Below are 9697 nucleotides of genomic sequence, written 5' to 3'. Positions count from 1 at the left end.
CTTTTTGCGCCGAATTTGAGGAAATGTCCCAGCAGGCAATGTCCTTATGACTCCGGAAGCGGTAGGCGACCAACGTGCTGCAGCAGCGCAGCAAGTGAGATAGCTGCTGAAATTAGCCAGCGTTGGGGACTCAGCGATACGGCTTATACATTAGGCAGGCAAAGCAGGAAGGCGACAGCGATGGCGCACCGGCAGCGTCGCGTTGATTGCATTTGAGTGTTTCGACCCCATTAGCTGCTTTGCCGGTGTGTGCCGGCGTTTGTTGGATGCACTGATGCCTGAGTTGCCCGAGGTCGAAACGACGTTGCGCGGCCTGTCGCCGCATCTGGTTGGGCAGCGGATCCATGGCGTGATCCTGCGTCGGCCCGATCTGCGTTGGCCGATTCCCGAGCAGATTGAGCGCCTGCTTCCCGGTGCCACCATTACCAACGTGCGCCGACGTGCCAAATACCTGCTGATCGATACGGATGCCGGCGGCAGCGCGCTGTTGCATCTGGGGATGTCCGGAAGTCTGCGGGTGCTGCCTGGCGACACGTTGCCGCGGGCGCATGACCATGTGGATATCAGTCTGCAAAGCGGGCGCTTGCTGCGTTTCAACGATCCGCGTCGCTTTGGCTGCCTGTTGTGGCAATCCGGCGCGCAAGCCCATGACTTGCTCGCTGCGCTTGGTCCAGAACCATTATCGGATGCATTTACTGGCGATTATCTCCACGCGCTGGCACAGGGACGGCGCGCTGCCGTCAAAACCTTTTTGATGGATCAGGCCGTGGTTGTCGGAGTTGGAAATATCTACGCTGCCGAAAGCCTGCATCGGGCGGGAATCAGTCCGTTGCGCGAGGCGGGGAAGGTCTCGCTGGAGCGTTATCGGCGTCTGGCTGATGCAGTAAAAGACATCCTGGCGTATGCCATCCAGCGCGGTGGAACCACGTTGCGCGACTTCATCAGCCCCGATGGTGCGCCCGGCTATTTCGAGCAGGAACTTTCTGTTTATGGGCGCGAGGGCGAGGCCTGCAAACAGTGCGGGCGGGTCTTGAAACACGCGACGATCGGTCAACGCGCCACGGTGTGGTGCGGGAGCTGTCAGCGATAAGCGCCATACAAGCTGACGCGGTGTCAGACCGCTGGCGTTGTCGCGATAGTCTCCAGATCGTTCCAGCGGAAGCCACAACAATGCGGCTCGGCTAACGCCGGACATGGCCCACGTTCTGGCGTTTTACACGCGCCTGCTCTTCGCAATGTTGTGACGATCAACATGGCTCTCTTGGGCACCGTGGGTTCGGCATGCACTGGCTGTTTGCGACGCATTGCATTTGGAGTTGCCCGAGGAAGGCGGCTACCTGGCTCGATGAGTCGTCGCGTTCGCTGCCTCGTTCCGGACACCGGCTCCAACCTGTTTGCATGTCCGAGCGCATGCGCCGACTCAACCGGGGCTCCCTTCTGCTTGAGACCGTTGAAACGTCGCCAAACGCTATGCGTGGCCCAGGTCTCCAGGCAGACATCGCGCGGACGGGCGTAAGCGCCTGGCCTGCAGCAACGTTGCGGCAAGCAGACGCGAGCAGCGGTGTTCTGGCGTCCACGCAGGGGGCGGGCCACAATCGTGAAGTCCTTACGTGGAAGCGCTGTATGTCCAGCTCGCGACAGCTAGTCATTCCCCTGGTGCTTACCGGTGCATGTGCGTTGCTCTCGATGACGTCGACTGGCGCGGTGACGCCCTCTTCGGACGATGCAGCTGCCGTCGAGCGGCTGCAGTTGAAGACCAACGCCATAGAACTGAGCGTCACGCCGGCATTTGGCGGGCGCGTGCTGTCGTTCAATCTGCGCGGCCAGCCCAACGTGTTGAAGCTCGGTGCAGCGGTGGAGCAACAGCCTGCGCCCGAGGTCTCGGCCACTGCCGGGGATATTGCTTATTTTGGCCATGATGTGTGGGTCGGGCCGCAGAGTCAGTGGTGGCTGCACCAGCAACTCAATCGCGAGCGTCAGGCGGCGGCTGCGGTGTGGCCGCCGGATCCGTATCTGTCGCTGGCGCAGACGCGCGTCAGCATGCGTCGGCATGACGTGGTGGAATTTGAAGGCGTGCCCAGCCCGCTGACCGGGGTGCAATTACGCAAGCAGATCAAACGTTCCGCAGCGCGTTCGGACACTGTAGAAATCGGTGCCAGCGCACGCAATATCCGCGCGCAGCCGATTGCTTGGGACCTTTGGTTCAACACGCGGGTTGCGGCCACGACGCGGGTGTTCGTGCCGGTTGCCGCTGCTACGGATATTCGACTGCAGCCGCCGCGCGAGCCCGGCACGATTGCGCCGCGTTATCAGCAGGAGCGCGGCCTGCTTGCGCTGCGCGCCGATGCCCGCCCAGATGGATTGATCCAGCGCGGCAAGTTATTGCTGCAGCCGTCTGCAGGATGGATGGCCGGTTTCGTGGGCGGGCAGGTCTTGGTGATTCGCTTCGCACATCAACCGCTGTCGGCGATCCATCCCGAGCAAGGCCAGGTGGAGTTGTATCTGGATGCGCCAGCCCAGCATCCGGAACAGGGATTGCTGGAAATGGAGGTGCACGCACCGTATCGGCAGCTTGCGCCAGGTGCGCAAATGCAGGCACAGGAGCAGTGGACGCTGCTGCGTTACACCGGGCCGGATGAGGAGCAGGCGCAGCGGCAGTTCCTTTGCAGCAACGCCAAAGCGCTCGCGCTGGTGAATGCATGCGGTGCGCCCTCTCCGTCGCCATCTGCGCCTCGCTGAGGTGCGCATTCACCTCAAAGCCGGGCTGTGGCTATGATGTCGCCCATTCCCTGACCAGATCGATGCGCGTGCAACGACGCCACTTCCTGAAGAATGCTGCTGCCGCATTGGCCGCGCTCGGTTTGCCGACGTTGCCGCAATGGGCGCTAGCGGCCAAGGCCGTCGGTCTGCGTCGACTCGGGCAGCCGCAGCCGTTCGACTACGCCTGGTTGAAGGGGCAGGCGCGCGAGCTGGCGAACGCGCCTTACAAGAGCCACAAGCAGCTGTTGCCGGGGCCGCTTGAGGCGCTGAACTGGGATCAGTATCAGTCCATCCGCTACCGGCAGGACCACGCGCTGTGGGCCAATGGCAGCGGCAAATTCCAGGCCAAGTTCTTCCACCTGGGACTGTATTTCCATACACCGGTGCACATTTACGACATCGTCGATGGCAAGGCACAGCAACTGGCCTACGACCCGGCGGCATTCGATTACGGCCGCAGCGGGCTGGGCGGCAAGCAATTGCCGAAGGATCTGGGCTTTGCCGGTTTCCGGCTCAATACACGCAAGGACACCGACCGCGACTTTTCGGCCTTCCTGGGCGCAAGCTACTTCCGTGCTGTCGGCAAGGAAGGCCAGTATGGGCAATCGGCGCGCGGGCTGGCCATCGATACCGGTACCGGCGGGCCGGAAGAGTTTCCGGATTTCATCGCCTATTACCTGGAGCAGCCGGCCGACGATTCGGACACGGTGGTGGTGTACGGCTTGCTGGATTCGCCCAGCGTTGCCGGTGCGTATCGGTTCGCCATCACCAATGGCGATGTGCTGCTGATGGATATCGACAGCGCACTGTACCCGCGCAAGGCGATCGAGCGGTTGGGTATCGGCCCGTGCACCAGCATGTACCAGGTCGGCGAAAACGATAACCGGATGGACTGGGATTGGCGTCCGGAAATTCACGACACCGACGGCCTGGCGATGTGGACCGGCGGCGGCGAGTGGATCTGGCGTCCCTTATGCAACCCGCCGCATCTGCGTTTCAACATGTTCGTCGACGAGAACCCGCGCGGTTTCGGGCTGCTGCAACGCGACCGCAACTTCGACCATTACCAGGACGATGGCGTGTTCTACGAAAAGCGCCCCTGCCTGTGGGTGGAACCCAAGAGTGGTTGGGGCAAGGGCTCGGTGCAGTTGGTCGAGATTCCGACCGTGGACGAGACCTTCGACAACATCGTGGCGTTCTGGAATCCGCAAGCCAAGCCACAGCCGGGCCAGGAACTGCTGATGGGCTACCGGCTGTATTGGGGCGCGCAGCCACCGGCCAGCTCGCCGTTGGCGCATTGCGTGGCTACCCGAACCGGCCTCGGCGGCATCGTCGGGCAAAAACGCAGCCATTTCTCCTGGCGCTTTGCGGTGGATTTTGCCGGTGGCGAGCTGGCCGCGCTGGCGAAGGATCCGAAGGCCAAGGTGGAGGCGGTGTTGCAGGTGTCGCGCGGCACCACTGAAATCGTGTCGGCGCGCCCGCTGCACGAGCTCAAGGGCTATCGGGCGATGTTCGACCTGGTACCGCCGGACGAGGGCACCCAGCAGATCGATATCCGCCTGTATCTGCGCGCCAACGGCAAGCCGCTCACCGAAACCTGGTTGTACCAGTGGACGCCGCCGCCGCCGAGCGAGCGCAAGATTTACTGAGGAGCAGAGCAACGCGTCCGGCGGCGCTTGTTGCTGGCATCCGGTTGCCAGCGCCGCTCAATGCGGCGCCGGAGGACGTGTGGGCGGCATGCCGCATGCGGCTGGAGCGCGACCCGTCGGCGAAGCTGTTTGCGGACGATAGTCGCTGCGTAGCGCTTTCAGGCCGGTGAGGAGGTGCCGACCAGGTGCAGTCGTCCGCGCGGACGACTGCAGGCCAGCTCCACGCGGAAGCAGGTGCCGTCCTTGCCGCTGATGATGCGTAATTCGCCCTGATGGGCCTTTGCGATCTGCGCCGCCATATGCAGGCCCAGATCGACATCCGGTAGCGCACGTCCGCCGGTATGCACATGGGTGGAAGCATGCAGCACATCCAGCCGACGCGGATCGATCCCATCCAGATTGCAGACTTCGATGCGTAACCGGCCATGTTCAGTGACCGCGACCGCCTTGATCAGCGAACTTTGCGGCCCTTGCACGACGGCGTTGATCATCAGGCTGCCGAACATCTGCGCCAGACGGATCGCATCGCCGTGCACTGGCTCGTCGATGGCCACATGCGTGGACAGCACCTGGTTGGGATAGGCGGCGCGGGTTTCGTCCACGACCTGGGAGAGTGCATCGAGCAGGTCGCTCCCGTCGCCATAGTCCAGCTGCAACCAATCGAGTTCGATGCCGCGAGCGAAATCGCAGGCGAAATCGATCAGTTCTTCCATGCGCCGCAGGCTACGTTGCAGCGAGCGGATCGAGCTGCCGTAGCGATGGTTGAGTTGGTCGATGGACAGCATATCCACTACCGCATGCATGGACTGCAATGGGTTGCGTAGGTCGTGCCCGAGAATGCCGATGAATTCTTCGCGCAAGCGCGCCGAGGCGCCAACGCGGCCCAGTTCGCTGCGGGCGCGCCGCGATTCCAGCGCGCTTTCTTCGGCGCGTTGCTCGGCCTGGATCTGGGCGGCCAGCAACTGTGCGAGCAGTTCGACCTTTTCCACCAGCGGTGCGTCCATGACGCGCGGCTGCGGATCCAGCGCGCACAAGGTGCCGAACACGCTGCCGTCGTCGAACTTGATCGGCACCGAGACGTAGCTCTCGAAGCCGTAGAGCCGCGGCGAGGGGTGATCGCGATAGATCGGGTCATCCGATGCATGCCCGAACCACACCGCATTGCCTCGCACCCGTACGCTGTCGCAAAACGTGGTGGCCAGCGGCAGCTCGTCGCCGGGCCGCAGGCCAAAGGACAATGCATCGTGCACCTGGCAGGTGATCCAGCGCGCTTCGGTGACGCGGGCGACGGCGGCAAATCCCATCCCGGTCAGACGGGTAAGGACGCTCAATACGTCGGGGACCGAGGAGAGCCGGCCAACACGCGCGATGTCGGCGCGTAATGCGGGAGGCAGTGGATCCATGAGTGCCTCCAAAGAGTGGACGATTGCCAGTTTACAGGACCGCGGTTGCGCCCGGTTGTGTGGTGCGCCGCTGTCTCACCGACGCCACGATACGCTTGTCTGATGGCGCCCGCGATGCCGCCGTGACCGCATGCCCGCACAGGTCTAGCAGCGCCTGCAAAGCGTATAGCGCGTGGCCGGTGGGGCGTGGGTGGCTGTCGACGAACGCGGCGGTGGGGCCTCTGGGGCTGTCGAACGGCCAACTGCGATGTGTAGGCCCTGCTTCCAGCGCGATAGCGCAGCGCAAACGAGGATGCGCCCGAATGCTGCTGCTCACGGGGTACTGCCGTCCTGGATGCACCACGGGGGCGCGGATGGCTGCGGGTGCGTTACCCGGCCCCGGCGCTAGGCAACCGGCAGCGGCAAGGCGATCTGCAGCGGATCGATGCGGCCTTCGCCGCGCATGATCTTCTTGAACTCGGCCCGGCTGACCGACACATAGCGCTCGTTGCCGCCGATCTCCACCTGCGGGCCGTCCTGCACCGCGTGCCCGTGCGCATCCACGCGCACGGTCATGGTTGCCTTGCTGCCGCTGTGGCAGATGGTCTTGATCTCTTCCAGCTCGTCGGCCCAGGCCAGCAGGAACTGGCTGCCCTCGAACAACTCGCCGCGAAAATCGGTACGCAAGCCGTAACACAGCACCGGAATGCGCAGACGGTCGACCACCTCGCTCAACTGCCAGACCTGGGCGCGGCTGAGGAATTGCGCTTCATCCACCAGCACGCAGTGCAACGCGCCGTCGTTGTGGATGTCGCGTTCGACCAGCTGTTGCAGCTCGGTGTCGCGCTCGAAGATACGCCCGTCCGCGCGCAGGCCGATTCGCGAGGCGACCACGCCGCTGCCGGCGCGGTGGTCGAGCTTGGGCGTAAGGATCAGCGTGCGCATGCCGCGCTCGCGGTAGTTGTGCGCCGATTGCAGCAAGGTGGTGGTCTTGCCGGCATTCATTGCCGAATAGTAGAAATAGAGCTTGGCCATCGGGCGATTTTACCGGCCGGGCGGCAGGATGCGGCACCTGTGTGCTGCGTTGGCGCGGCCAGGCGGGGCCAATGTCCGCCGTCGAGTGGGTGGAAGCGCAGCCCCCGGCCTAAGGCAAGGGCTAGCGGTGCTGGAGACATGAATCCATCGTGCCGGCCAGCCGCAAGCAGCCCCGGTACAATGGCGCGCTCTGTCGGAAGCCACTATGTACGGTCTCAATCCCCCGCAAAGCGCCGCGGTGTTGCACTGCGAAGGTCCCTTGTTGGTGCTGGCCGGTGCCGGCAGCGGCAAGACGCGTGTGATCGTGGAAAAGATCGCGCATCTGATCGCCATCGGCCGCTATCCGGCCAAACGGATCGCCGCGATCACCTTCACCAACAAATCCGCCAAGGAAATGCGCGAGCGTGTGGCCAAACGCATCCGCGGCGACGGTGCCGACGGCCTGACCATCTGCACCTTCCACGCGCTGGGCCTGAAGTTCCTGCAGATCGAGCATGCCGCCGCCGGTTTGAAGCGCGGCTTTTCGATCTTCGATTCGGACGATGCCGCTGCGCAGATCAAGGACCTGATGCATGGCGCCAAGCCCGATGCGATCGAAGACACCAAGAACCTGATTTCGCGCGCCAAGAACGCCGGCCTGTCGCCGGAACAGGCGATGGCGGCCGCACGCAGCACCCGCGAAAAGGAAGCGGCCAGCTTGTACGAGCGCTACCAGGCGCGGCTGACCACCTTCAACGCAGTGGATTTCGATGACCTGATCCGTCTGCCGGTGCAGATCCTGGAAGCCAACGAAGACATCGTGATGGGCTGGCGCGAGCGCATCGGCTACCTGCTGGTGGACGAGTGCCAGGACACCAACGATGCGCAGTACCGGCTGTTGAAGATGCTGGCCGGCCCGCGCGGCAACTTCACTTGCGTGGGCGACGACGACCAGAGCATCTATGCCTGGCGCGGCGCCAATCCGGAAAACCTGCAGCAGATGGCGCGCGACTATCCGGCACTGGAAATCATCAAGCTGGAACAGAACTACCGCTGCTCCAATCGTGTGCTGCGCGCGGCCAACGCGTTGATCGCGCATAACCCGCACGAACACTTGAAGACCTTGTGGAGCGACCAGGCCGACGGCGAGCGCATCCGCGTGTGGGAATGCCGCGACAGCGAGCACGAGGCCGAAAAGGTCGCTGCGGAGATCTCGTTCCTGGGCACCGCCAAGCAGGTGCCGTGGAACGATTTCTGCATTCTGTTCCGCGGCAATTTTCAGTCGCGGCCGCTGGAAAAAGCGCTGCAGCTGCTGCGCGTGCCATATCACCTCCCCGGTGGTACCGCGTTTCTGGAGCGGCAGGAAGTCAAGGATCTGCTGTCGTGGCTGCGGTTGATCGTCAATCCGGACGACGACGCGGCGTTCTTGCGTGCCGTGCAATCGCCCAAGCGCGAAGTCGGCGCGACCTCGCTGGCGCGTCTGGCCGAGCTTGCCAGCGCCAAGTCGGTGCCGATGTCGCGCGCAGCCGAGTCGATGGGCGCCCTGCAGCATTTGCCGCCGCGCGCGGCCAATGGTTTGAGTGCGTTTACCGACATCCTGCGCGACATGCGCGAGCACTCGTCCAGCATGCCGGCCGGCGAGCTGGTGCGCCTGCTGGCCGACAAGTCCGGTTTGCTCAACGATCTGCGCAATCAATCCAAAGACGAGACCGGTTTCCAGCGGCGCAAGCGCAATCTGGACGAACTGGCCGAGTGGTTCGAAGGTGGTCCGCGCGGTGCAAGCGCCAGCGATCTGGCTGCGCAGTTGGCATTGCTGTCGCGCAACGACAAGGACGATGGCGGCAACCAGGTGCGCATGATGACCATGCATGCGTCCAAGGGACTGGAATTTCGCTATGTCTTCATCGTCGGCTGCGAGGACGGCGTACTGCCGCACGAAGTGAGCCTGGAAGAAGGCAATCTGCAGGAAGAGCGCCGCCTGCTGTACGTGGGCATCACCCGTGCCAAGGAGCAGTTGTGGATGAGTCACAGCAAGCTGACGCGCAAGTTCGGTGAGCATGTGCGACTGAAGCCGAGCCGGTTTTTCGATGAGATTCCAGCCGAAGAACTGCAGCGCGATGGCGCCGACCCGGTGGCCGACGCCGAGCGCAAGAAAGAACGCGCCAGTGCGGGATTGGCCGCCATCCAGGCATTGTTCGACTGACGCGCAGTGCGCCGTAGCACGCGCACTGCCGCTCATCGCTTGCCAGTGACGCGCCGGCACGGCAGTCTGGTTTTTCATGATGCCGGAGTGTGCCGTGACCGTTGTGATCCAAACCCCGCGACTACGCTTGCGCACGCTCGACCCCGAGCGCGATGCCGATGCGATGTTGGAGCTGGTCAACGACCCTGGCTTTATCGCCGGTATCAACGACCGCGGCATCCGCACGCGCGAGCAGGCGCGCGCGCATCTGTGCGAATGGGCGCAGGCACATCACGCGCGGTATGGGTTTGCGCATTGGGCGGTGGAGACGCGCGAGGACGCCGCGTTTATCGGCACGCTGGGCTTGTTGTGTCGCGAGACCTTGCCGGTGCCGCACATTGGTTTTGCGCTGTTGCCTGCATATCGCGGCAAGGGCTATGTCACCGAAGCCGGCCGCGCGGTGCTGGACTATGCGCGCGACGTGCTGGGCTTGTCGCAGTTGTGCGCGATCGTCTCGCCGGACAATGCCGAATCGATCCGTGCGCTGGAAAAGCTCGGACTGCAGCAGCAGGGCCTGCGTGTATTGAGCCCGGAGACCGCGCCAGTGCTGTATTACGGGATCGATCTTGGGCCTGTGGGCAAGGCGGGTTGAGCAGCAGGCTTGACGCACCGATTCAACGGGCAGCGCGACCGGTAGTCTTGCGTAGGTA

The 9697-nt window shown here is 63.6% G+C and carries 7 protein-coding genes; 5 read left to right on the top strand and 2 right to left on the bottom strand.

Annotation, left to right across the window (positions count from 1 at the left end):
* Window positions 1-274: 274 nt before the first annotated feature.
* The 3 genes from mutM (at window position 275) to J7360_RS17895 (ending at window position 4409) form a co-directional block, all read left to right on the top strand.
* On the top strand, window positions 275-1090 hold the full coding sequence (mutM, locus tag J7360_RS17905; RefSeq protein WP_007965291.1) for a bifunctional DNA-formamidopyrimidine glycosylase/DNA-(apurinic or apyrimidinic site) lyase: 816 nt from the start codon (window positions 275-277) through the stop codon (window positions 1088-1090).
* Between the two features lie 533 nt (window positions 1091-1623).
* Window positions 1624-2739 carry a DUF4380 domain-containing protein gene (locus J7360_RS17900; RefSeq protein ID WP_209034380.1) on the top strand — a complete coding sequence of 372 codons (1116 nt, stop codon included), beginning with the start codon at window positions 1624-1626 and terminating at the stop codon, window positions 2737-2739.
* Window positions 2740-2801: 62 nt separating this feature from the next.
* Window positions 2802-4409 (top strand): glucan biosynthesis protein D, encoded by a 1608-nt coding sequence (locus tag J7360_RS17895; protein ID WP_209034372.1) that lies wholly within the window; start codon window positions 2802-2804, stop codon window positions 4407-4409.
* A gap of 158 nt (window positions 4410-4567) precedes the next feature.
* Here J7360_RS17895 and J7360_RS17890 read toward each other — a convergent pair whose 3' ends face one another.
* A complete protein-coding gene (locus tag J7360_RS17890; RefSeq protein ID WP_007965298.1) occupies window positions 4568-5812 on the bottom strand; it encodes a GAF domain-containing sensor histidine kinase in 1245 nt (414 codons plus the stop codon).
* A gap of 384 nt (window positions 5813-6196) precedes the next feature.
* Complete coding sequence (locus tag J7360_RS17885) at window positions 6197-6826, bottom strand: thymidine kinase (RefSeq protein ID WP_005917020.1); 630 nt, start codon at window positions 6824-6826, stop codon at window positions 6197-6199.
* 205 nt (window positions 6827-7031) lie between these two features.
* Between J7360_RS17885 and J7360_RS17880 the strand changes: the two genes are divergently transcribed.
* Together J7360_RS17880 and J7360_RS17875 are read left to right on the top strand one after the other, a co-directional pair.
* On the top strand, window positions 7032-9008 hold the full coding sequence (locus J7360_RS17880) for a UvrD-helicase domain-containing protein (protein ID WP_057660781.1): 1977 nt from the start codon (window positions 7032-7034) through the stop codon (window positions 9006-9008).
* 76 nt (window positions 9009-9084) lie between these two features.
* A complete protein-coding gene (locus tag J7360_RS17875; RefSeq protein WP_057660783.1) occupies window positions 9085-9639 on the top strand; it encodes a GNAT family N-acetyltransferase in 555 nt (184 codons plus the stop codon).
* Window positions 9640-9697: the final 58 nt, after the last annotated feature.

The sequence above is a fragment of the Xanthomonas sp. D-99 genome, assembly GCF_017746145.1.
In the GTDB taxonomy this organism is placed as follows: Bacteria; Pseudomonadota; Gammaproteobacteria; order Xanthomonadales; family Xanthomonadaceae; genus Xanthomonas; species Xanthomonas cissicola.
The sequence above is the reverse complement of the archived record's forward strand: the minus strand, read 5'-3'. Positions and strand labels throughout refer to the sequence as shown.

Excerpts from the sequence above, each read along its gene's own strand:
- J7360_RS17880 (WP_057660781.1), top strand. The coding sequence starts at position 7,032 with ATGTACGGTCTCAATCCCCCGCAAAGCGCCGCGGTGTTGCACTGCGAA.
- mutM (WP_007965291.1), top strand. The coding sequence starts at position 275 with ATGCCTGAGTTGCCCGAGGTCGAAACGACGTTGCGCGGCCTGTCGCCG.
- J7360_RS17890 (WP_007965298.1), bottom strand. The coding sequence starts at position 5,812 with ATGGATCCACTGCCTCCCGCATTACGCGCCGACATCGCGCGTGTTGGC.
- J7360_RS17895 (WP_209034372.1), top strand. The coding sequence starts at position 2,802 with ATGCGCGTGCAACGACGCCACTTCCTGAAGAATGCTGCTGCCGCATTG.
- J7360_RS17885 (WP_005917020.1), bottom strand. The coding sequence starts at position 6,826 with ATGGCCAAGCTCTATTTCTACTATTCGGCAATGAATGCCGGCAAGACC.
- J7360_RS17875 (WP_057660783.1), top strand. The coding sequence starts at position 9,085 with ATGATGCCGGAGTGTGCCGTGACCGTTGTGATCCAAACCCCGCGACTA.
- J7360_RS17900 (WP_209034380.1), top strand. The coding sequence starts at position 1,624 with ATGTCCAGCTCGCGACAGCTAGTCATTCCCCTGGTGCTTACCGGTGCA.